Raw genomic sequence first — 22,485 nt, 5'->3', positions numbered from 1 at the left:
TTGTTTAGAACTTCGCTTCGGCATCCAGTTGCAGGGTGTCGATTTTCGAGTCCCTGAGTGTGGCGTTGGTGTAGTCGGAATCCGCCATGAAGTAGGTCGCACCCAGGGTGAAGTTCTTGTCCAGCTCGTAGCTGACTTTCAACTTGCTGCCGCGCGAACCGGTGAAGCCGTTGGCGAAGTCGGAGTCGGTGAAGGCACCCACCACCGAGTTACGCTGCACGTCACGATAGTTGTAGTCCACGCCGAAGCCGTAAACCTTGGTTTTCACACCGAACAGCCAGGCAGTGTCCTGATCGTTGCTGGCGTCTTTGTTGTTCACGTACTGACCGTAGAACGACAGCGGCAGCGGCAGGCCGCCGACGTCGAGCTGACCGAAGCCTTCGTACAGCTTGAACTGTTCGTTCGGGCTGTTGCCGTTGATGGCCAGTTGACCTGGGATCACGCCGGCAACCGGGGTGATGTCGTCATCGTTGTCGTAACCGTAGACGCTGCCGCCCAAAGTCATTTTCAGGTTGTCGGTGATCGCAAAGCGCGCGCCCAACTGACCGGCGTACAGACGCAGGTCGTGCTTGAACTGCACGCCGTCGCCGTCGACGTTGTCCTTGAGGGTGTAGTGACCGGCGCTGCCGAAAAGCTCGGTGCTGCCGCTCAATGGGTACTTGTAGGAAACGGACAGACCTTCCGGGCTGATGTCGCTATCCCAGATGATGTCGCCCATGCTCACCCATTGCTGAGGCATCTTGCCGCCAACGATGTGCAGGTTCTTGATCGCGTCGGGGTGGTAGTCGACGTAACCCTGATCCAGCCAGATCTGCTTCTTGTCGAAGTAGTTGTCCAGGCTCTGGTTGGTGGAACGCGGGTCATCGTTGTTGCCGGTGGCGATACGGATACCGGTATCAACCTGCGGGTTGATTTCGGTGTAGGCACCCAGGCGGGCACGAATGCGCTGACGGTCCTGGTCCTTGTTGTTGGAAACGCCATCGTTGTGAACGTTTTCCTGACGGAAACGCACGTCGCCCTTGAATTGGGTCTTGGCAGCCCAGGCGAGTTTCTGGTCGAAAGTGCTCAGCTCATTGGTTTTCTTCGCAGTTGCTGCGATTTGCTCGTTAGTCTCTTGCTGAGCCTGACGGGCGATTTGCTGTTCCTTCTGATCCCGCGCCAGTTCGGCTTGCAGTTCGCTGTACTGCGCGTTGGTAATCGAGCCGTTAGCCTTGAGCATGTCGAGCAGTTTGGCGTCGACTGCGGCGTTGGCCGGAATACTCATGGCCAACAGCAGGCCGCCACACAGGGCCGCCGCAGTTTTCGTGGAAGCAAGACGCATATCAATCTCCGAAGATGAGAGTGGATGGCTTGGGCCATCCAGGGCACAACCGACCATTGATGGACGGAAAACAGTGACCGGGTATAACCCGGCGCTCTAAAAACAGGCGCCAGTATCGCGATGGTTTATTACAGAGCGGTGGCAATGTGATGGCATGTCAATGACGATACAAAGTCCTTTCGAACTATTGAGCTAGAGCGTTGTCGTGGATTACTGGGTGTGCAATGAATGGCGATGGGCGATACTCGCCGGGCTTTCACGCCATGAATGAGTGAGGATGGTGATGCCGTTGCAACGCCTGCAAAGCCTGTCCGAGGTTGCACCTGAAACCTGGGATGCACTGGTGCCCGAGGACCAGCCGTTTCTGAGTCACGCCTTTCTGAGTGCGCTGGAGGAGAGCGGCAGCGTGGGGCCTCATAGCGGCTGGCAAGCCGAGCATTTGCTGCATGTCGAAGGCGATCGTCTGATCGCCGCATTGCCCGGTTACCGCAAATGGCATTCCTACGGCGAGTACGTGTTCGACCACGCTTGGGCCGATGCCTGTGAACGCGCCGGGATCGATTACTACCCCAAATTCCTCAGTGCCGTGCCGTTCAGCCCGGTCAGCGGACCACGTCTGCTGGCCGCCAGTGTCGAGGACGGTTACGAACTGCTGAAAAGCCTGCCGGGGTATCTGGAGATCGAACAGCTCTCCAGCGCCCACATCAATTTCACCGACCCATTCACAGATGCCGCCTTGGCCGAGCAACCGGGTTGGCTGCAGCGCATCGGCTGTCAGTACCACTGGCAGAACCGTGGTTACCGGGATTTTCAGGATTTTCTCGATGTCTTGAGCTCGCGCAAACGCAAGCAGATGCGCAAGGAGCGCGAGCAAGTGGCGGGGCAGGGTTTTGAATTCGAATGGTTGGAAGGGCGGCAACTGACCCAGGTGCAGTGGGATTTTGTCTACGCCTGCTATGCCAATACCTACGCGGTGCGTCGCCAAAGGCCTTACCTGACGCGGGAATTTTTCAGCCTGTTGGCCGAGCGCATGCCTCAGTCGATCCGCGTGGTGCTGGCCAAACAAGGCTCACGTCCGGTGGCGATGGCATTCAGTCTGGTGGGCAGTGACAGTTTTTACGGTCGGTATTGGGGATGTCTGGCGGAGTTCGATCGCCTGCACTTCGAGACCTGCTTCTATCAAGGCATGGACTATGCGATCGCCAATGGTTTCCAGCGCTTCGACGCCGGAGCACAGGGCGAGCATAAATTGATTCGCGGATTTGAACCGGTGATCACCCATTCCTGGCACTACCTGCGCCATCCGGGGTTGAAGGCGGCGGTGAAGGACTTCCTGAATCAGGAGCGGGTGGGGGTGATGGCGTATGCGGAAGAGGCGAGGGCGGCGTTGCCTTATCGCCAAGCTTGAAACCCTGTAGGAGCGAGCATGCTCGCGATGGTCGTCAACGATAACGCTGGCTGTCTGAATGCCCGCGGTGTCTGGGCGTTCATCGCGAGCGTGCTCGCTCCTACAGGGGGGGCGGATCTCAGTCGATTCCGACGAATCCGCCGGTCTGGTGCTGCCACAACCGCGCATACAGCCCGCCCAACGCGAGCAGTTCGGCGTGGCTGCCGGTCTCGGCGATCTTGCCGTTTTCCAGCACCACCAACCGATCCATCCGGGCAATGGTCGAGAGCCGGTGGGCGATGGCGATCACGGTCTTGCCCTGCATCAACGCCTCCAGGCTTTCCTGAATCGCTGCCTCAACTTCCGAATCCAGTGCCGATGTGGCTTCGTCCATGATCAGGATCGGTGCGTCCTTGAGCAGCACGCGGGCGATGGCGATCCGCTGGCGCTGACCACCGGAGAGCTTCACCCCGCGCTCGCCGACATGGGCATCGAAGCCCATGCGGCCTTCGGCGTCCGACAGAGTCGGAATGAAACCATCGGCCCGCGCCTTGCAAACCGCCTCCCACAACTCGGCATCGGTAGCATCGGGTTTGCCGTAAAGCAGGTTGTCTCGGATCGACCGGTGCAGCAGCGACGTATCCTGAGTGATCATGCCGATGCGTTCGCGCAGGCTTTCCTGGCTGACATCGGCGATGTTTTGGCCATCGATGAGGATGCGCCCGCTTTCCACGTCATAGAGCCTCAGCAACAGATTCACCAGCGTCGATTTGCCGGCGCCGGACGGGCCGATCAGGCCGATTTTCTCGCCGGGCCGGATGGTCAGGTTGAGATCGCCGATGACCCCGCTGTGCTTGCCGTAGTGGAAGTCCACATGCTCGAAACGCACTTCACCCCGGCCCACGGCCAACGGTTTGGCCTGGTCGCGGTCGGTGACGCTGACCGGTTGCGAGATGGTCTGCAAACCGTCCTGCACCATGCCGATGTTTTCGAAGATGCCGGTGACCACCCACATGATCCAGCCCGACATGTTGACGATGCGAATAACCAGCCCCGTAGCCAAGGCGATGGCGCCCACGCTGATCAGCGATTGCGTCCACAACCACAAGGCCAACCCGGTAGTGCAGACGATCAACAGGCCATTCAGGCTGGTGATGACCACGTCCATGCTGGTCACGACACGGCCGGCCATCTGGGCTTTTTCAGTTTGTTCCTTGATCGCCTCGCGGGCGTATTGCTGTTCGTAATTGGTGTGGGCGAACAGCTTCAGAGTGGTGATGTTGGTGTAGCCATCGACGATCCGCCCCATGAGTTTGGAGCGTGCATCGGAGGACCTCACCGAACGATCCTTGACCCGTGGCACGAAGTAATAGAGCGAGCCGATGAAGCCGGCGATCCAGGTCAGCAGCGGAATCATCAGACGCCAGTCGGCCTCGGCGAAGAGCACCAGTGCGCTGATGGCGTAGATCAGCACATGCCACAGCGCATCGACTGCCTGAACGGCCGAGTCGCGCAGGGAATTGCCGGTTTGCATGATGCGTTGGGCGATGCGCCCGGCGAAGTCGTTCTGGAAAAAATTCAGGCTCTGTTTGAGCACGTAACTGTGGTTTTGCCAGAGGATCATGCTGGTCATGCTGGGGCTTAAGGTCTGGTGCACCAGCAGGTCATGCAGGCCGACGAACACCGGCCGCAGGATCAGTGCAACCACCACCATCCAGGCCAGTTCAAGACCGTGTTCCTTGAAGAAGTCAGCATTGGGTGTGCCCTGGGCCAGGTCGATGATGCGGCTCAGATAGCTGAACAACGCGACTTCGATCAGCGCGCCGATCAGGCCCACCACCAACAGGGCTGCGAAACTCGGCCAGACCTGTTTGAGGTAATAGGTGTAGAAGGGCAGGACCCGGTTGGGCGGCGCGGCGCTCGGGGCGTCGCGAAAGATATCGATCAGCTTTTCAAAACGGCGATAAAGCATCGGTTTTCCACCCGCGAGCGGGCACTCCTTTTAACGGTTTGAGCGTTGCCGGCAGGACCGGCAACGGCTCGGACATCCTTGTCCAGCTTAGTCTCAGTCGATGCGCTTGGCCGACTTGATGAACACCGGGTCAGCCGGAACGTCCTTCATGCCGTTGCGCACGGTGGTTGGCGAATTGACGATGATGTCGACCACGTCCATGCCCTTGACCACTTTGCCGAACACGGCATAGCCGTCGCCCTGGTCGAGGAAATCGTTGTCCTTGACGTTGATGAAGAACTGGCTGGTGGCCGAGTCCGGTACCGAGGTACGGGCCATCGACAGGGTGCCGCGAACGTTGACCAGGCCATTGCTGTGTTCGTTCTTGATCGGCGCCTTGGTGTCTTTTTGCTGCATGGTCTGGGTGAAACCGCCGCCCTGGACCATGAAGCCCGGAATCACGCGGTGGAAAATCGTGTTGTTGTAGAAGCCGCTGTCCACGTAATCAAGGAAGTTCTTGGTACTGATCGGCGCCTTGACCGGGTCCAGTTCGATTTCGATCTGGCCGTTGGTGGTTTCCAGCAGAACATGCGGCGCCTTGGCAGGCGTTGCCGCCATCAGGTTGGCGGCAAACAGTACGGAGCCGGCGGCGAGGGCGATTTTTTTCAGCATGGGTCAGGGATCCTGATTGGAGTGGTATCGACTGCGGTGAGGAACTCGAGCAGTGTCTGGTTGAAGCGTTCGGGCTGATCCAACGGGGTGGCGTGACGCGAATCGGCGATCACCACCAGCCGCGCATCGGGCAGCAGCTTTACGTAATTCTCTTTCAGCGAGACCGGCGTGTAGTCATGGTCGGCGCTGACGATGAGGGTTGGACAGGACACCTTCGACAGTCGTTCCTGAACACCCCAGCCTACGATGGCATCGAAGCTGGCGAGATAAGCACGTTTGTCGTTTTTTGCCCAGCGCTCGGCCATTTTTTGTCGCAATTGGGCCTGCTCCGGCTTGGGGAACAATTTGCCACCCAAGGCTTTGCCGATGGTGCGCAGACTGAGCGCGCGCATCAGGCTCCAGCGCTTGAACCACTGCCAGTAATCGTCGCGGCTGCGCAGCTTGACCTCCGGCGCGCTGTTGACGATGCACAGGCTCTTGAGCAGTTGCGGTTGGTCAACGCCCAACTGGAAACCAATCATGCCGCCCATGGACAGGCCCACGTAATGGGTCGGGCCGAGGTTCAGGTGCTCGATCAGCGCCACCAGATCGGCGCTGAAACCGGCGATGCTGTAGCGCTCGTGGGGTTTGTCGGAGCGCCCGTGGCCGCGCACATCGGGCACGATCACCCGATAACGAGCCGCCAGCGCGGGGATCTGTTTTTCCCAGTCCAGGGTGCTCGACCCCAAGCCGTGGACCAGCAGCAGCGGCGTGCCGTGGCCGTATTCCTCATAGTGCAGGTTGCAACCTTCGTGTTCGAAATAGGCCATGCATACACTCCGTGTCAGGCTTGTTCAGGGGCGGCGAAGGGTGCGTCCAGCGGCGCGGTGTCGAAGGTGCGCAGCAGTTCGATGAGAATCTGCGTGGCCGGCCCCAGCGGTTTGTCCTTGTTCGAGTACAGGTAAAAACTCGGGTTACGGCTGCCGCCCTGATCCAACGGTAGCAGCTTGAGCGTACCTTCCCTGAGTTCTCGTTCGATCATGTGTCTTGGCAACCAGGCGAAACCCAGGCCGCTGCCGACGAAAGTAGCGGCGGTGGCCAGGCTGCCGACGGTCCAGCGCTGTTCGGCGCCGAGCCAGCCGACGTCCCGCGGTTGCTGGCGCCCGGAGTCGCGGATCACCACCTGCAACTGGCTTTCGAGATCCTGGAAATTCAGCTCGCGATTGAGTCGGTGCAGCGGGTGTTCCGGGTGGGCCACCGCGACGAATTCGACATCGCTCAATTCCGCGCCCAGGTAACCGGGAATGCTGAAGCCGCTGATGGCCAGGTCAGCCACACCTTCGAGCAGGACTTCCTCCACACCCGACAGCACCTCTTCACGCAGACGGACCCGGCAGCCACGACTCTGCGGCATGAAAGCGGTCAGGGCGCGGACGAGGCGGGCGCTGGGGTAGGCCGCGTCCACCACCAGTCGCACTTCGGCCTCCCAGCCTTGCTCCATGTGATGGGCCAGGTCTTCCAGCTGACTGGCCTGTTTCACCAGTTGCCGGGAGCGGCGCAACAGCACGCCACCGGCTTCGGTCAGCACTGCCTTGCGTCCGTCGATGCGCAGCAGCGGCACGCCGAGCTGATCCTGCATGCGCGCCACGGTGTAGCTGACCGACGATTGCGAGCGGTGCAGTGCCTCGGCGGCCTGGGCGAAACCACCGTGGTCGACCACGGCCTGAAGCGTTCGCCATTGATCAAGGGTCACGCGGGGCGCTTTCATGATGAGCTCCTGTTGTCCTAAGCTGCGCAGTTCTTATTGGAGACTGCTGCATGAAAAAATTCTGTTCTGTGTTGCTGGCGATGTTGCCGCTGACTGCTTTCGCTTACCCGATCGACGTGCAAAAAGAACTCAATGGCCTGAAGGTCGACTACACCACTTACGCCACCGATTACGACATGGGCTCGATCACCCTGAACAACTACGGTGAGACCGCTGCCGACTGCGCGGTGGTGTTTCGCAACGGTCCCGAGTCGCCGAAGACCCGCAGAGTCAATCTGGCTGCCGGTAAAAGCGCCGACCTTTCCGCCAAGTTCAATCGCAAGATCATCAAGCTGTACATCAGCATGACCTGCAAGCCGCAATGACCTTCAGCGGAGCAGGCTCGCCAGCCATGCTCCGCTTATAAACGAATTTATCGATTGGTTATAGCAGTTATTTACGCTTTTTCATCGATACGACACTGTTTAACCTTCACTCCATCGACTTACAACATTCTCAGATGGAGCCTACAAGCCATGTCCCGCGTTCTGATCATCGAAAGCAGTGCCCGCCAGCAAGACTCGGTTTCCCGTCAACTGACCCAGACGTTCATCAATCAGTGGAAAGCCGCGCACCCGAAGGACGAGATCACCGTTCGTGACCTGGCCGTCAACCCGGTGCCGCACCTGGACGTCAACCTGTTGGGCGGCTGGATGAAGCCCGCCGATCAGCGCAACGACATCGAACAGGCTTCGCTGGAACGCTCCAACCACCTGACCGATGAACTGCTGGCCGCCGACGTACTGGTGATGGCAGCTCCCATGTACAACTTCGCCATCCCGAGCACCCTCAAGGCCTGGCTCGACCACGTGCTGCGTGCCGGCGTGACCTTCAAGTACACCGAAACCGGTCCCCAGGGCCTGCTCAGCGGCAAGCGCGCCTACGTCCTGACTGCTCGCGGCGGGATCTACGCCGGCAGCACCGCGGATCATCAGGAACCTTACCTGCGCCAGGTCATGGGCTTCATCGGTATCCACGACGTGACGTTCATCCACGCCGAGGGCATGAACCTGGGCGGCGACTTCCAGGAGAAGGGCCTGAACCAGGCGAACGCCAAGCTTTCCCAGGTGGCCTGACCCGTTAATCGCCAGATAATCACCGGATGGTCTAGTGACCTGGCGCAACCCTTCAAGGCTGTACGCGCATCGAATCTCCCTTTGCACTTATTGCTCCTGAGTGCTCTTGCCCGATTGAACGCTTTAGCGAGATCGGGCTTTTTTTTGCCCACGATTTTGTTCACTCCAAAGACCCCTGTAGGAGCCGAGCTTGCTCGCGATAGCACAGTGTCAGCCAGCATCAATGCAACTGACCCACCGCCATCGCGAGCAAGCTCGGCTCCTACAAGGTGTGTGTGATGGCACAGGGTTCGCGGTAACGGACAAAACCCGCTATCGTCGCCGCCATTCAAAACGAGGCGAGCATGGGCTATCTACTTTTTGTCACGCTGATCCAGGCGTTTTCCTTCAGTTTGATCGGCGAATACCTGGCCGGTCATGTCGACAGTTACTTCGCGGTGCTGGTGCGTGTGCTGCTGGCCGGACTGGTGTTCATCCCGTTGACGCGCTGGCGCTCGGTGGAACCGGCCTTCATGCGCGGAATGCTGCTGATCGGTGCGTTGCAGTTCGGCGTGACCTACGTCTGCCTGTACCTGAGCTTCCGCGTGCTGACGGTACCTGAAGTGCTCCTGTTCACCATCCTCACCCCGTTGCACGTGACCCTGATCGAAGACGCGCTCAACCGCCGCTTCAATCCCTGGGCCTTGGTCGCCGCGCTGGTGGCCGTCGGTGGGGCGGCGGTGATTCGCTTCGACCGCATCAACCCTGACTTCTTCATGGGCTTCCTGCTGCTGCAACTGGCCAACTTCACCTACGCCGCCGGCCAGGTGCTGTACAAACACCTGGTGGCACGCCACCCCAGCGACCTGCCGCATTACCGGCGCTTCGGCTACTTCTATCTGGGGGCTCTGGCGGTGGCGCTGCCGGCGTTCCTGCTGTTCGGCAAACAGAACTTTTTGCCCGAAGCACCGCTGCAATGGGGCGTGCTGCTGTTTCTCGGTCTGGTCTCGACGGCATTGGGGCTCTATTGGTGGAACAAGGGCGCGTGCATGGTCAATGGCGGGACGCTGGCGGTGATGAACAACCTGCACGTGCCGGTGGGGTTGCTGATGAACCTGCTGATCTGGAATCAGCATGAGGAATTGGGGCGGCTGGTGCTGGGCGGGTCGGTTATTTTGCTGGCGGTGTGGATCAGTAGGTTGGGTGTGCGTAAAGGCGAGGATGCGTACGACAAATCGCGGTAGCCAGAAACAAGGAGGCCCCGCAAAGCGGGGCCGTCACATAACCTAGTCTCATCACCGTTTCGTATCGCACGGGAGTGGAGGTTCCTAGGGCTGCGGGCTCAGGGTACCACCTTCGTATTTGACGTCAACCCTTAGGCCCAGTGCCCCACATCGCTTCGCATGTTCTTAGACATGCGCTTACATCATGCAAGATGGCTTTTGCCTTTCGCATCGCTACCATCGCCCGGATTTCCAGCATTTTTCAGCATGGGAGTTCCCAGGACAGATGGTCTGGCAAACATTGGAGGCGAAGCTCTCCACTCCAAGAATGAGCCGTTACCTCAAAGGTTATCAGGGCAATCAGGACCATGCGGCGCAAGCCTACGTGCACAACATGCGTATTGCAGAATCTCTTGTCTCTATTTTTCATGTGCTAGAGGTCGCCCTGCGCAATGGAATCCAGCGCGAGATGGAACGTGAGTACAAGCGTGATGATTGGTACGAAGAGTTCAATGGTGACAATGCGGATCTACGGGCCAGTTATGCAAAAGTGACCGACGCACAAGCTGCCCTCCGCAAGCGCGGCACCAAGCTATGCGCTGACAACATTACAGCTGAGCTGAGTTTTGGATTCTGGACAGCGCTATTCAACCGCAAGGCATTTGTGAAGCTTTCCAGGCCGTTGATGCGGGTCTTTCACTATTGCCCGAAACATTCCAAAAATGCAGACATCATTCGAAGTCGCCTGAACAAGGCGCGGGATTTGAGAAATCGGTGCTTTCACCATGAACCGCTGCTGTGGCAGCCGCTGTTCGAGCTCCATCGAGACATCACTGAAATCGTGCAATGGATCGATCCTGGGCTTTGCACCTGGATCAAAACTCATGATCGATTACCGTCAGCTCTGGCGGGATGGAATACATGGAAGGAGGCTGCCAGGCACGAGCGGACGGTCATGCCGACGATTAAAACGACGGACGATCAGAGCATTTAAGCCAGTTTGTATTAGGTTGAAGACAACCTGGGTAACAAAAAGACGAATGTTTGCTGCCGAATGCACAAAGAAACTCGGCCTTCGCGCTCGAAACCGTTACCCTATGCAGCTGTTTTTTGCATTTCTTCGAGGTAGCACCCGTGTTTTCCGAATTCGCCCTGCACGAACGCCTGCTCAAAGCCGTGGCCGAACTGAAATTTGTCGAGCCAACGCCTGTGCAAGCAGCGGCTATTCCGCTGGCGCTTCAGGGGCGTGACCTGCGGGTGACGGCGCAAACCGGTAGCGGTAAAACCGCGGCCTTTGTCTTGCCGATCCTCAACCGTCTGATCGGCCCGGCGAAAATCCGTGTCAGCATCAAGACCCTGATCCTGCTGCCAACCCGCGAGCTGGCGCAGCAGACCCTTAAAGAAGTTGAGCGCTTCTCGCAGTTCACCTTCATCAAGGCCGGTCTGATCACCGGTGGCGAAGACTTCAAAGTCCAGGCTGCGATGCTGCGCAAGGTGCCGGACATCCTGATCGGTACGCCAGGGCGGATGATCGAGCAACTGAATGCCGGCAATCTCGACCTCAAGGAAGTCGAAGTGCTGGTACTCGACGAAGCCGACCGCATGCTCGACATGGGTTTTGCCGATGACGTGCAGCGTCTGGTCGAAGAATGTCCAAACCGCCAGCAAACCATGCTGTTCTCCGCGACCACCGGTGGTTCGGGCTTGCGCGAGATGGTTGCCAAGGTCCTGAAAAACCCTGAACACCTGCAACTCAACGCGGTCAGCCAGCTGAACGAAACCACCCGTCAGCAAATCATCACCGCTGACCACAACCAGCATAAAGAACAGATCGTTAACTGGCTGCTGGCCAACGAGACTTACCAGAAAGCCATCATCTTCACCAACACCCGCGCCATGGCCGACCGTATCTACGGCCGTCTGGTGGCGCAGGAATACAAAGCCTTCGTGCTGCATGGCGAGAAAGATCAGAAGGATCGCAAGCTGGCGATCGACCGTCTGAAGCAAGGCGGGGTGAAGATTCTGGTGGCCACTGATGTTGCCGCCCGTGGCCTGGACGTTGACGGCCTGGATCTGGTGATCAACTTCGACATGCCGCGCAGCGGCGACGAGTACGTTCACCGTATCGGTCGTACCGGTCGCGCCGGCAATGATGGCCTGGCCATCTCGCTGATCTGCCACGGCGACTGGAACCTGATGTCGAGCATCGAGCGCTACCTCAAGCAGAGCTTCGAGCGCCGCACCATCAAGGAAGTCAAAGGCACCTACGGCGGACCGAAAAAGGTCAAGGCTTCGGGCAAGGCTGTTGGTGTGAAGAAGAAAAAGACCGACGCCAAGGGTGACAAGAAAAAAGTCGCCGCCAAGACCGCGAACAAGCGCAAGACTACCAACCGTCCGAAGGCCGAGGCTCCGTCGCTGGTCAGCAAGGACGGCATGGCTCCGCTCAAGCGCCGCAAGCCGGAAGCGCCAGCAGCGGAATAAACGCTCTGGTTGAAAAAAATGCCCGTATCGTCAGATGCGGGCATTTTTGTTTAGATGGCGCTTAAAGCCGAGGTAGTGACTGTCCATGCTGGTGATTTCCAACAACGTGCATCTGCCGGATGACGAAATCGAATTGACGGCCATCCGCGCCCAGGGCGCTGGCGGGCAGAACGTCAACAAGGTTTCCAGCGCCGTGCACCTGCGCTTCGACATCCCGGCCTCGTCCTTGCCCGAGTTCTACAAGGAGCGCCTGCTGGCACTGCGCGACAGCCGCATCACCAGCGACGGCGTGTTGATCATCAAGGCCCAGCAATATCGCACCCAGGAGCAGAACCGCGCCGATGCGTTGCTGCGTCTGACCGAGCTGATCCTCAGCGCCACCAAGGTCGAAAAGAAACGCCGCCCGACCAAGCCAACCCTGGGCTCGAAGACGCGCCGGCTTGAAGCCAAAAGCAAGCGCGGCAACATCAAGGCCGGGCGGGGCAAGGTGGATTACTAGCGCGATTCCCGGGTTTCGCGCTGCTTCGGTGCCTGCCGATACAGGTAGATACTGAGGATCAGGCCGCTGACGGCTGCCAAGGCAGCGAAGAGGAAAATCGACGCAAAACCGAAGCCCGATGCCACCGCGCCGGCCAGTGGTCCGGTGATCCCCAGCGACAAATCGATGAACAACGAATAGGCCCCGACCGCCGCGCCACGGCTGGATGCCGGCACCAGATTGACCGCCTCGACCCCTAGCGCCGGAAACACCAGCGAGAAGCCGAAGCCGCTCAGCGCTGCACCCGCCAGCGCCCATTGCGCGTCCGGAGCCAGCCAGAGCAGCAGCAAGCCGAGGGTTTCCACCGATAGGCAGACAATCGCCACTCGAAAGCCGCCAAGACGATTGATCAGGTTGCCGAATAGCAGCCGCGCACCGATGAAGCTGGCGCCGAACAGGCTCAGGCACAGCACCGCGTTGTCCCAGTGTTGGGTGGCGTAATACAGGGTAATAAAGGTGGCGATGGTACCGAAACCGATGGAGCCCAGCGCCAATCCGCATCCGTGAGGCAATACGCGTCCGAGTACATGGATAAAAGGCAAGCGTTCACCTGCGACGATTGGCGCAGCGGTTTTTGGCCAAGCCAGCAGCAGCCCGATCAGCGCCAGCAGCACAATGCTCACGCCCATGCTCCACAAACCCAGTTGCCCGACCAGCCAAACGCCAAAAGGCGCGCCGACCGCCAGTGCTCCGTAACTGGCGATGCCGTTCCAGGAAATGACCTTGGCGGTATTCGCCGCGCCGACCCGGCCGATGCCCCAGCCAATCGAGCCTGAACCCACCAGACTTTCCGCACTACCCAGTACCAGTCGACCAATGAACAGGCTGGCCAGGCTGAGCATCGGCAGGCTTTGGGTCCAGGCCGAAATCAGCATGAACACGCCGCTCAGGCCGCAACCGGCCAGGCCATACATCACCGCCAGTTTGCTGCCCTTGTTGTCGATGATCTTCCCGGCATAGGGCCGGCTGAGCAGGGTGGCGAGGTATTGCACGCTGATCACCAGCCCCGCGATCACCGCGCCGAAGCCCAGTTCGCTGTGCACGTAACCGGGCAATACCGCCAGGGGAATGCCGATGTTCAGGTAGCCGATGAAGGTAAACAGGACGATGGAGACAACTTGCAGCGTGACCGCCAGGGGGCGCTGGTTTTCAGACATGGGGAAGGGTCCACGGTAAAGCAGGATTAGATAGGCTGCTTATGATAACGGCGCTGGCGTTCGTGGGTTGTGAAAAAGTAAAACTATTTGCCGGGTGGCTCGTTCAGTGCTTTTCGGGGGCGACCAGTTGTGTGGTGACCAGGGCGGCCAAGGCATTTTCCTGGCTGCCGAAGCGGGCGAGCAGGGCGGCCTGTTTTTCGGGAGGGAGGCGATTCCAGATCTCGATCATCTTCTCGGCGGTGCCGATCAGGACGCTGGCCTGTTCTTCGCTGAATTCTTTGGTCATGAGGAGGGCTCGCGGTTCAGGCAGTGTGGAAAGCGCATGTTAGCGCTTTCCACACGGTCTGTACGGCGGGTGTTTCAGTCTTCGCTGTCAGCCTTGCGACTGTCAGTGGCTTCTTTCGGCTCGGGCTGTTGGGCACCGGCTTGTTGCGTGGTCGTCTGCTCAGGTTCGTGCAGGCTTGGGAAGGGGAGATTAGGAATCTCGTGCATGGTTGCGCTCCTCGCTAAGTCTGTTGGTAGATCTGGTAGATCCGCGCTTTCAAAAAAGCCTCGGCAGGATACAGCACTGGAAATGACAAATAGACTTTTATATCCATTTGTTTCGACGGATGGGATTGTCTATACAGGTTTGCAAGGGAGAAATTGTGGGAGCAAGCCTGCTCGCGATGAATGCCCAGACACTGCGGGCATTCAGGTAGCCAGCGTCATCGTTGGCCACCATCGCGAGCGTGCTCGCTCCTACAGTTGTTTGGGTGTCCAGCCGAAGGACCTGTGGGAGCTGGCTTGCCAGCGATGGCGGCCTGGCAGCCGACCTACATTGTTCGGGTGTACCCGCTCCCACAGTTGATGTGTGTTACTTGCAGACCGTGGCGATGGCTTCGGCCAGCAGATCCAGCCGGGTCGCGTCGATCCCCGCCACGTTTGCCCGGCCCGTGCCCACCATGTACACACTGTGATGCTCACGCAGTTGTTTGACCTGCTCCGGCGTCAATCCGGTGTAGGAGAACATCCCGCGTTGCACGCCAATGTGTGCAAAGCGTTCGCGCAGGCCGTGGGGTTCCAGGGCTTCTACCAGGCCGCTGCGTAGTTGGGCGATGCGCAGGCGCATGGTTTCCACTTCGTCGATCCAGAGGTTTTTCAGCTCCGGGTCGCCGAGGATGGTCGCCACTACCGCAGCGCCATGATCCGGCGGAGTTGACCACAGATTGCGGGCGATGTTGGCCAGTTGGCTGCGGATGTCCGTCAGTTTGTCGGCGTTTTTTGCGCAGACGATCAGTGCGCCGGTGCGGTCGCGGTACAGGCCGAAGTTCTTCGAGCAGGAGCTGGTAATCAGCACTTCCGGCAACTGGGCGGCGAACAGGCGGGTCGACCAGGCGTCCTGTTCCAGGCCGTCGCCGAAGCCCTGGTAGGCGAAGTCGATCAGGGGCAGCAGTTCGCGGCGGCGGACCACTTCCAGCACCCTTTTCCAGTCGTCATGGGACAGGTCGAAGCCGGTCGGGTTGTGGCAGCAGGCGTGCAGCAGGACCACATCGCCCTTGGGCGCCTGGTCGAGCACTTCGAGCATCGCCTCGACATCCAGGCGGTTGTCGCTGCCCACGTAGGGGTAGTGACTGACCTTGACCCCGGCCGCCGCGAAAATGGTTTCGTGGATCGGCCAGGTCGGATTGCTCAGCCACACGCCACGGCCCGGCAGGCACTGGGCGATGAAGTCGGCGCTAAGGCGCAACGCTCCGGTGCCGCCCGGGCTCTGGGTGGCGCCGGCGCGTTTGTCGCGGATCAGCGGCGAGTCGGCACCCAGTACCAACTCGTTGATGACTTTGCCGAACGCCGGATCGCCATGGCCGCCGATGTAGATCTTGCTGGTCTGATTTTCCATCAGTCGCGCCTCGGCCAGCTTCACCGATTGCGGAATCGGCGTCAGGCCCTGGGCGTCTTTGTAGACGCCCACGCCGAGGTCGAACTTGCGCGGGTTGGGGTCCTGCGCATAGGCCTCCATCAGGCCGAGGATCGGGTCGCCGGGTACTCGGCCGATGGCGTCGAAATGCATTACTTGCGGCCCTCGGCGTCCTTGGCCACTTCGTCAGTGCGCGCGGCCATGATGAAGTCGTTGCGGTGCAGGCCCTTGATCGAGTGGCTCCACCAGGTCACGGTGACTTTGCCCCATTCGGTCAGCAGACCCGGGTGATGACCTTCGGCCTCGGAGATTTCGCCGACGGCGTTGGTGAACGCCAGAGCGTGCTTGAAATTCTTGAACAGGAAGACTTTTTCCAGCTGCATGATGCTGTCGCGAACTTCGATGTTCCAGTCCGGGATCTGATTGATCAGGATCGGCAATTCTTCATCGCTGACCTGTGGAGCATCGGCGCGGCAGGCTTCGCAGTGGGCTTGGTTCAATGTGGACATGTTGAATTCCTGAAATCGAAAAAGAGAAGTCGATCACCTGTCACCACGCTAAAGCATAGCGAGAGTTCCTGACAGGCTCACTTGATCAAAAAAGCAGCGGTTCACGCCGCCTTGGGTTTTGGCGGAAATTTCGGTGCGTGCAAGCCCAGCTGCATGGCTTGCTTGACCATGCCCATGATGTCCTCGTGGGCCAGGTCGAACAGGCGCTTGAGGTCAGGGAGGACAAAGTACAGCGGCTGCAGGATGTCGATACGGTAGGGGGTGCGCATGCATTCCAGCGGGTCGAACGCCTGGTGCTCGGGCTCGTCCGACAGGCAGTACACGGTCTCCTTCGGCGAGGACAGGATGCCGCCACCATAGATGCGCTGGCCTTGCGGGGTATCGAGCAGGCCGAACTCGATGGTCATCCAGTACAGGCGCGCCAGGTACACGCGCTCCTCCTTGGAAGCCTTGAGGCCGAGTTTGCCGTAGGTGTGGGTGAATTCGGCGAACCAAGGGTTGGTCAGCAGCGGGCAGTGGCCGAAGATCTCGTGGAAAATGTCCGGCTCTTGCAGGTAATCCAGCTCTTCGCGGGTACGAATGAAGGTCGCCACGGGAAACTGCTTGCTGGCGAGCAACTCGAAAAAAGTCTGGAAGGGGATCAGTGCCGGAACGCGAGCAACTTGCCAACCGGTGGTTTCACCGAGCACTTTGTTGATCTCGCCCAGTTGCGGAATGCGGTCGTGGGGCAGACCGAGCTTTTCGATACCGTCCAGGTATTCCTGGCACGCACGCCCTTCGATCACTTTCAGTTGGCGAGTGATCAGCGTATTCCACACCGCATGTTCTTCAGCGGTGTAGTCGATAAAACCATGCGCATCGGGCTCGCGAGCCACGTATTGCGTCTGCTTCATACAGCTCTCCTGCGAGGGAATTCGTTCTTGTTATGTACTGCTATGGACCTAGAAATACTCCAAGACGTTCGGCTTTGCAGCGGTTAGGCAGGTTGGTTGGCGGAGAGAAAGTCGAAAAATCGTAAAGTTTTCGTTACGTTTAGCCCTTTGTCGCGCAGGTGTCGCGATTGGCGGGTAGGAAAAGTGCTTCGGGTGTCACATAATCTTGACGACTATCTGAGTGCCCTTGCAGAAAATCTTCGGTGAACGGGCCTCTTTCATCACTGTTCGGGCTCTTTCATGCGTATCAAAGTCCACTGTCAGAACCGCATCGGCATCCTGCGCGACATCCTCAACCTGTTGGTGGAGTACGGCATCAACGTCGCTCGCGGCGAGGTGGGCGGTGAGCACGGCAATGCGATTTACCTGCACTGTCCGAACCTGATCAATATCCAGTTCCAGGCCCTGCGTCCGAAATTCGAAGCGATTGCCGGGGTGTTTGGCGTCAAGCGCGTCGGGCTGATGCCCAGTGAGCGTCGGCACATGGAACTCAATGCCTTGCTCGGCGCTCTCGAATTCCCGGTACTGTCGATCGACATGGGCGGCTCCATCGTTGCCGCTAACCGCGCGGCGGCGCAGTTGCTCGGGGTGCGGGTCGATGAAGTGCCGGGCATTCCGCTGTCGCGTTATGCCGAAGATTTCGACCTGCCGGAACTGGTGCGCGCCAACAAATCGCGGATCAACGGGATGCGGGTCAAGGTCAAGGGCGATGTATTCCTGGCCGACATCGCGCCGTTGCAATCGGAGCACGACGACAGCGAGGCCATGGCCGGTGCGGTGTTGACGCTGCATCGCGCCGACCGGGTAGGGGAGCGCATCTATAACGTGCGCAAGCAGGAACTGCGCGGGTTCGACAGCATCTTCCAGAGCTCCAGGGTGATGGCCGCGGTGGTGCGTGAAGCCCGGCGCATGGCGCCACTGGATGCACCGCTATTAATAGAAGGCGAAACCGGGACCGGCAAGGAGTTGCTGGCGCGGGCCTGTCATCTGGCCAGTCCGCGGGGGCAATCACCGCTGATGGCGCTCAACTGTGCCGGGTTGCCGGAGTCCATGGCCGAGACCGAGCTTTTTGGCTATGGCCCTGGAGCCTTCGAAGGGGCGCGGGCCGAGGGCAAGCTCGGGCTGCTGGAGCTGACGGCGGGCGGGACACTGTTTCTTGACGGGGTCGGCGAGATGAGCCCGCGCTTGCAGGTGAAGCTGCTGCGCTTTCTGCAGGACGGATGCTTCCGTCGGGTCGGCAGCGATGAAGAGGTGTATCTCGATGTGCGGGTGATCTGTGCGACCCAGGTCGACCTATCCGAGTTGTGCGCCCGCGGCGAGTTTCGCCAGGACCTGTATCACCGCCTGAACGTGCTGTCGCTGCACATTCCGCCGCTACGCGAATGCCTCGACGGTTTGCCGCCGCTGGTGGAGCACTTTCTCGATCAGGCCAGTCGGCAGATTGGCTGCCCGCTGCCGAAACTGGCGCCGGCGGCGATGGATCGGCTCAGTCATTATCATTGGCCGGGCAATGTTCGGCAGTTGGAAAACGTGCTGTTCCAGGCGGTTTCCCTGTGCGACGGCGGCACCGTCAAGGCCGAGCACATTCGACTGCCGGACTACGGTGTGCGCCAGCCCTTGGGGGATTTTTCGCTGGAGGGCAACCTGGACGAGATCGTCGGCCGATTCGAAAAAGCAGTGCTGGAAAGCCTGTATTCCGAGCATCCGAGCAGTCGGCAACTGGGCAAGCGCCTTGGGGTTTCCCATACCACCATTGCCAACAAGTTGCGTGAGTACGACGTCGGCAAAGACAACGCCTGATTGCACTGTGGCGAGGGGGCTTGTCGAAACGTCGCACCGCCCCGTTGGGTTGCGAAGCAGCCCCAAAAGATGGGACTGCTGCGCAGCCCAACGGGGGCAAGCCCCCTCGCCACAGGGAGTGAGTCGTTCCATGTTTTGCCTCTTACCGGCATGACACCGCCGGTTTTTCGACTTCAGCCTTTCCTGAAAATCCCCACAAACTCTCCCAACCCCTTTGTTTCCCGCACCTTACGCGACTAAAACCAAGTTGGTCTGCAAATTGCTTATGGCTGATCAGTACAGCAGTGGGCGGCAAACGTCCGGCAGGCAGAGGATAGATTGTGGACAAGTACCTTTATGTGGCAATGACCGGCGCCAGCCAGAATGCACTGGCGCAAAGGGCTCATGCCAACAACCTGGCGAACATCTCCACCAACGGTTTCCAGAAAGACCTGGAGCAGGCGCGCTCGATGCCGGTGTTCGGCGACAGCTTTCCGGCGCGTGCGTTTGCCATGTCCGAGCGCCCGGCTACCGACTTCACTCCGGGCTCCCTGGTGGAAACCGGTCGTGATCTCGATGTTGCCGTGCAAGGTAACGGCTGGCTGGCGGTGCAGAACCCGGACGGTGGTGAAAGCTATGTGCGCACTGGCAGTCTGGTGGTCGATGCATTAGGCGTATTGCGTGCCGGCAACGGCATGCCGGTGATCGGCAACGGCGGCCCGATCGCCGTGCCGCCCCAGCAGCAGATCGAAGTAGGCGAAGACGGCACCATCAGTATCCGCTCGATGGGCGAGGACCCACGGGTCATGGCCGAAGTCGACCGCATCAAGCTGGTCAATCCGGACTTCAAGAACATGACCAAGGGCCTGGACGGTTCGATCCACACCAAGGACGGCCAGCCGGCGCAAGCCGATGCCAACGTCAAACTGGTGTCGGGATTCCTCGAATCGAGCAACGTCAATGCCGTGGACGAGATGACTTCGGTGCTGGCCCTGTCCAAGCAGTTCGAGCTTCACGTCAAGATGATGAACACCGCCAAAGAAGACGACCAAGCCATGGCTCGGGTCTTGCAGATCAGCTAATTATCAGAACGTCGCGCCGTAAAACAGGCGAACGAGGAGAATTGAATGCTTCCGGCTCTATGGGTTGCCAAAACCGGTCTGTCCGCCCAGGACACCAACCTGACCACGATTTCCAACAACCTGGCCAACGTGTCGACCACGGGTTTCAAGCGTGATCGCGCCGAGTTCCAGGACCTGCTCTACCAGATCAAGCGTCAGCCAGGCGCCCAGTCGACCCAGGACAGCGAACTGCCGTCGGGTCTGCAAGTGGGTACCGGTGTGCGCATCGTCGGCACCCAGAAAAACTTCAACGCCGGTAGCCTGCAAACCACCGAACAGCCGCTGGACATGGCCATCGACGGTCGCGGTTTCTTCCAGATCCTGCAACCGGACGGCACCACGGCCTACACCCGTGACGGTACCTTCCACCTGGATTCCAACGGCCAGATCGTCAACGCCAGCGGTTTCGCCTTGCAGCCGGCCATCGTCATTCCGAACGATGCCCAGACGTTCACCGTCGGCAAGGACGGCACCGTGTCCATCACCACGGCCGGCAACCCGGCTTCCCAGGTGATCGGCAACCTGCAGACCGCCGACTTCATCAACCCGGCCGGCCTTCAGGCCGTGGGCGGCAACCTGTTCCTGGAAACCGGCGCCAGTGGCGCGCCGGAAGTGGGTACTCCTGGCCTGGCCGGTTTCGGTACCACGCTGCAGAACACCCTGGAAACCTCCAACGTCAGCACCGTTGAAGAGATGGTCAACATGATCACCACTCAGCGCGCCTACGAAATGAACTCCAAGGTGATCTCCACCGCCGACCAGATGCTCTCGTTCGTTACGCAGAATCTGTAATCAGTCTACAAGGCGGTCCCCCGGCCGCCTGCTACACCGTGAGGTAAGGGTCATGAAACGCTTCGTCTCTGTTATGGCATTGAGTGGGATCACCGCGCTTGCAGGTTGCGTCGCTCCGACGCCCAAGCCCAATGATCCTTACTACGCCCCGGTGCTGCCGCGCACGCCGCTGCCGGCTGCCGCGAACAACGGCTCGATCTATCAGGCCGGGTTCGAACAGAATCTCTACAGCGACCGCAAGGCGTTCCGGGTCGGTGACATCATCACCATCACCCTGAACGAGAAGACCCAGGCCAGCAAAAACGCCAACTCGCAGATTGGCAAGAACAGCAAGGCCAACATCGGCCTGAGCTCGCTGTTCGGCTCTACCCCAAGCACCAACAACCCGTTTGGCAGTGGCGACCTTAGTCTGGAAGCGGGCTATGAAGGCGATCGCGCGACCAAGGGTGACAGCAAGGCTGCGCAAGGCAACACCCTGACCGGCTCGATCACCGTGACCGTGGCCGATGTGTTGCCCAACGGCATCATCGCGGTACGCGGCGAGAAGTGGATGACCCTCAACACCGGTGACGAGCTGGTGCGCATCGCCGGTCTGGTTCGTGCCGATGACATCGCCACCGACAACACCGTGTCGTCGACCCGTGTGGCCGACGCGCGCATCACCTATTCGGGTACCGGTTCGTTTGCCGATGCGAGTCAGCCAGGCTGGTTCGACCGTTTCTTCCTCAGCCCGTTGTTCCCTTTCTAGGTGGCTTTCCAGTTGAGCATGTTGAATTTCAGAAGTCTCATGATGGCCGCCGTTCTGTTGTCGGCAGCTTTCAATGCCCAAGCCGAACGCCTGAAGGACATCGCCAGCATTTCCGGCGTACGTTCCAACCAGTTGATCGGTTACGGCCTGGTGGTCGGGCTTAACGGTACCGGTGACCAGACGACCCAGACGCCGTTCACCCTGCAGACCTTCAACAACATGCTCTCGCAGTTCGGAATCAAGGTGCCGCCGGGATCGGGCAACGTGCAGTTGAAAAACGTGGCGGCGGTATCGATCAGTGCCGATCTGCCGGCGTTCGCCAAGCCGGGTCAGCAGGTGGATATCACCGTTTCCTCCATAGGTAACTCCAAGAGCCTGCGCGGCGGTACGCTGCTGCTGACACCGCTCAAGGGTATCGACGGCAACGTCTACGCCGTGGCCCAGGGCAACCTGGTGGTCGGTGGCTTCGACGCCGAAGGTCGCGACGGTTCGAAGATCACCGTCAACGTGCCGTCGGCCGGTCGCATCCCTGGCGGTGCATCGGTGGAACGCGCAGTACCGAGCGGCTTCAACCAGGGCAATAGCCTGACACTGAACCTCAACCGTTCCGACTTCACCACGGCCAAGCGCATCGTCGACAAGATCAACGACATGCTCGGTCCAGGCGTGGCCCAGGCCATCGATGGCGGCTCGGTTCGCGTCACCGCGCCTCTGGATCCGAGCCAGCGCGTCGACTATCTGTCGATGCTGGAAAACCTCGAAATCGATCCGGGTCAGGCGGTGGCTAAAGTCATCATCAACTCCCGTACCGGTACCATCGTGATCGGCCAGAACGTCAAGGTTTCGCCGGCCGCCGTGACTCACGGCAGCCTAACCGTGACCATCACCGAAGACCCGATTGTCAGCCAGCCGGGCCCGCTGTCCAACGGGCAGACGGCCGTGGTGCCGCGCTCGCGGGTCAACGCCCAGCAGGAAGCCAAACCGATGTTCAAGTTCGGGCCCGGGACCACCCTCGACGAAATCGTGCGTGCGGTGAACCAGGTCGGCGCGGCGCCAGGTGACTTGATGGCGATCCTCGAAGCACTGAAACAGGCCGGCGCATTGCAAGCCGACCTGATCGTGATCTGAGGACGAAC

23 protein-coding genes are annotated in these 22,485 nt (G+C 59.7%); 12 read left to right on the top strand and 11 right to left on the bottom strand.

From position 1 onward, the window contains the following. Window positions 1-4: 4 nt before the first annotated feature. Window positions 5-1,321 carry a putative porin gene (locus tag ACW9JE_RS05125; protein ID WP_224538090.1) on the bottom strand — a complete coding sequence of 439 codons (1,317 nt, stop codon included), beginning with the start codon at window positions 1,319-1,321 and terminating at the stop codon, window positions 5-7. 283 nt (window positions 1,322-1,604) lie between these two features. Here ACW9JE_RS05125 and ACW9JE_RS05120 point away from each other — a divergent pair, with 283 nt between their 5' ends. Continuing rightward, complete coding sequence (locus ACW9JE_RS05120) at window positions 1,605-2,729, top strand: GNAT family N-acetyltransferase (protein ID WP_224538092.1); 1,125 nt, start codon at window positions 1,605-1,607, stop codon at window positions 2,727-2,729. A 118-nt stretch (window positions 2,730-2,847) separates the two neighbouring features. Here ACW9JE_RS05120 and ACW9JE_RS05115 read toward each other — a convergent pair whose 3' ends face one another. From ACW9JE_RS05115 to ACW9JE_RS05100, 4 genes are all read right to left on the bottom strand, one after another. After that, entirely contained in the window at window positions 2,848-4,680 is a 1,833-nt protein-coding gene (locus tag ACW9JE_RS05115) for an ABC transporter ATP-binding protein (protein ID WP_457432149.1), read from the bottom strand. A 93-nt stretch (window positions 4,681-4,773) separates the two neighbouring features. Beyond that, complete coding sequence (locus ACW9JE_RS05110) at window positions 4,774-5,331, bottom strand: peptidylprolyl isomerase (protein ID WP_110964429.1); 558 nt, start codon at window positions 5,329-5,331, stop codon at window positions 4,774-4,776. After that, the gene (locus tag ACW9JE_RS05105) at window positions 5,325-6,140 is read right to left on the bottom strand and encodes an alpha/beta fold hydrolase (RefSeq protein ID WP_457432148.1); all 816 of its coding nucleotides are present in this window, start codon (window positions 6,138-6,140) and stop codon (window positions 5,325-5,327) included. The genes ACW9JE_RS05110 and ACW9JE_RS05105 overlap by 7 nt, the downstream gene beginning before the upstream one ends. A 14-nt stretch (window positions 6,141-6,154) precedes the next feature. Further along, a complete protein-coding gene (locus ACW9JE_RS05100) occupies window positions 6,155-7,078 on the bottom strand; it encodes a LysR family transcriptional regulator (protein ID WP_224538097.1) in 924 nt (307 codons plus the stop codon). 50 nt (window positions 7,079-7,128) lie between these two features. Between ACW9JE_RS05100 and ACW9JE_RS05095 the strand changes: the two genes are divergently transcribed. From ACW9JE_RS05095 to arfB, 6 genes are all read left to right on the top strand, one after another. Next, the gene (locus ACW9JE_RS05095) at window positions 7,129-7,443 is read left to right on the top strand and encodes a 3-phosphoglycerate kinase (protein ID WP_224538099.1); all 315 of its coding nucleotides are present in this window, start codon (window positions 7,129-7,131) and stop codon (window positions 7,441-7,443) included. A gap of 150 nt (window positions 7,444-7,593) precedes the next feature. Next, window positions 7,594-8,193 carry an FMN-dependent NADH-azoreductase gene (locus ACW9JE_RS05090; RefSeq protein ID WP_224538101.1) on the top strand — a complete coding sequence of 200 codons (600 nt, stop codon included), beginning with the start codon at window positions 7,594-7,596 and terminating at the stop codon, window positions 8,191-8,193. A 344-nt stretch (window positions 8,194-8,537) separates the two neighbouring features. Continuing rightward, complete coding sequence (locus tag ACW9JE_RS05085; RefSeq protein WP_224538103.1) at window positions 8,538-9,416, top strand: carboxylate/amino acid/amine transporter; 879 nt, start codon at window positions 8,538-8,540, stop codon at window positions 9,414-9,416. Window positions 9,417-9,600: 184 nt separating this feature from the next. Then, window positions 9,601-10,389, top strand: coding sequence for a hypothetical protein (locus tag ACW9JE_RS05080; protein ID WP_318011769.1), 789 nt, complete (start codon window positions 9,601-9,603; stop codon window positions 10,387-10,389). A gap of 140 nt (window positions 10,390-10,529) precedes the next feature. Then, entirely contained in the window at window positions 10,530-11,876 is a 1,347-nt protein-coding gene (locus ACW9JE_RS05075) for a DEAD/DEAH box helicase (RefSeq protein ID WP_224538105.1), read from the top strand. A gap of 85 nt (window positions 11,877-11,961) precedes the next feature. After that, window positions 11,962-12,375: an alternative ribosome rescue aminoacyl-tRNA hydrolase ArfB gene (arfB, locus tag ACW9JE_RS05070; RefSeq protein ID WP_175376822.1), complete on the top strand. Its 414-nt coding sequence runs from the start codon at window positions 11,962-11,964 to the stop codon at window positions 12,373-12,375. On the opposite strand, the gene ACW9JE_RS05065 is transcribed toward arfB, so the two are convergent. The 6 genes from ACW9JE_RS05065 to phhA form a co-directional block, all read right to left on the bottom strand. Then, window positions 12,372-13,571, bottom strand: a complete 1,200-nt coding sequence (locus ACW9JE_RS05065) for an MFS transporter (RefSeq protein ID WP_457432147.1) — start codon at window positions 13,569-13,571, stop codon at window positions 12,372-12,374. The two genes, arfB and ACW9JE_RS05065, sit on opposite strands and share 4 nt — an antisense overlap. A gap of 103 nt (window positions 13,572-13,674) precedes the next feature. Next, on the bottom strand, window positions 13,675-13,857 hold the full coding sequence (locus ACW9JE_RS05060) for a hypothetical protein (RefSeq protein WP_457432146.1): 183 nt from the start codon (window positions 13,855-13,857) through the stop codon (window positions 13,675-13,677). Window positions 13,858-13,931: 74 nt separating this feature from the next. After that, on the bottom strand, window positions 13,932-14,063 hold the full coding sequence (locus ACW9JE_RS05055; protein ID WP_256345623.1) for a hypothetical protein: 132 nt from the start codon (window positions 14,061-14,063) through the stop codon (window positions 13,932-13,934). Window positions 14,064-14,427: 364 nt separating this feature from the next. Further along, window positions 14,428-15,621 carry an amino acid aminotransferase gene (locus ACW9JE_RS05050; protein ID WP_457432145.1) on the bottom strand — a complete coding sequence of 398 codons (1,194 nt, stop codon included), beginning with the start codon at window positions 15,619-15,621 and terminating at the stop codon, window positions 14,428-14,430. Beyond that, window positions 15,621-15,977: a 4a-hydroxytetrahydrobiopterin dehydratase gene (locus ACW9JE_RS05045; protein ID WP_457432144.1), complete on the bottom strand. Its 357-nt coding sequence runs from the start codon at window positions 15,975-15,977 to the stop codon at window positions 15,621-15,623. Before ACW9JE_RS05045 ends, ACW9JE_RS05050 begins: the two co-directional genes overlap by 1 nt. Before the next feature lie 101 nt (window positions 15,978-16,078). Then, a complete protein-coding gene (gene phhA, locus ACW9JE_RS05040; protein ID WP_175376827.1) occupies window positions 16,079-16,870 on the bottom strand; it encodes a phenylalanine 4-monooxygenase in 792 nt (263 codons plus the stop codon). Between the two features lie 279 nt (window positions 16,871-17,149). Between phhA and ACW9JE_RS05035 the strand changes: the two genes are divergently transcribed. The 5 genes from ACW9JE_RS05035 to ACW9JE_RS05015 all read left to right on the top strand — a co-directional run bounded on the left by ACW9JE_RS05035 (window position 17,150) and on the right by ACW9JE_RS05015 (window position 22,477). Continuing rightward, window positions 17,150-18,709, top strand: coding sequence for a sigma-54-dependent transcriptional regulator (locus ACW9JE_RS05035; RefSeq protein ID WP_457432143.1), 1,560 nt, complete (start codon window positions 17,150-17,152; stop codon window positions 18,707-18,709). Between the two features lie 320 nt (window positions 18,710-19,029). After that, window positions 19,030-19,770, top strand: a complete 741-nt coding sequence (locus ACW9JE_RS05030) for a flagellar basal body rod protein FlgF (protein ID WP_457432142.1) — start codon at window positions 19,030-19,032, stop codon at window positions 19,768-19,770. Between the two features lie 45 nt (window positions 19,771-19,815). Further along, a complete protein-coding gene (gene flgG / locus ACW9JE_RS05025; protein ID WP_175376830.1) occupies window positions 19,816-20,601 on the top strand; it encodes a flagellar basal-body rod protein FlgG in 786 nt (261 codons plus the stop codon). A 52-nt stretch (window positions 20,602-20,653) separates the two neighbouring features. Beyond that, window positions 20,654-21,349, top strand: coding sequence for a flagellar basal body L-ring protein FlgH (gene flgH, locus ACW9JE_RS05020; RefSeq protein WP_457432141.1), 696 nt, complete (start codon window positions 20,654-20,656; stop codon window positions 21,347-21,349). 18 nt (window positions 21,350-21,367) lie between these two features. Next, on the top strand, window positions 21,368-22,477 hold the full coding sequence (locus tag ACW9JE_RS05015) for a flagellar basal body P-ring protein FlgI (protein WP_457432152.1): 1,110 nt from the start codon (window positions 21,368-21,370) through the stop codon (window positions 22,475-22,477). The last annotated feature ends 8 nt before the right edge of the window (window positions 22,478-22,485 follow it).

The sequence above is a fragment of the Pseudomonas sp. SDO55104_S430 genome, assembly GCF_054070595.1.
Note: the sequence above shows the minus strand (reverse complement) of the source record. Positions and strands in the feature narration are given on the sequence as shown.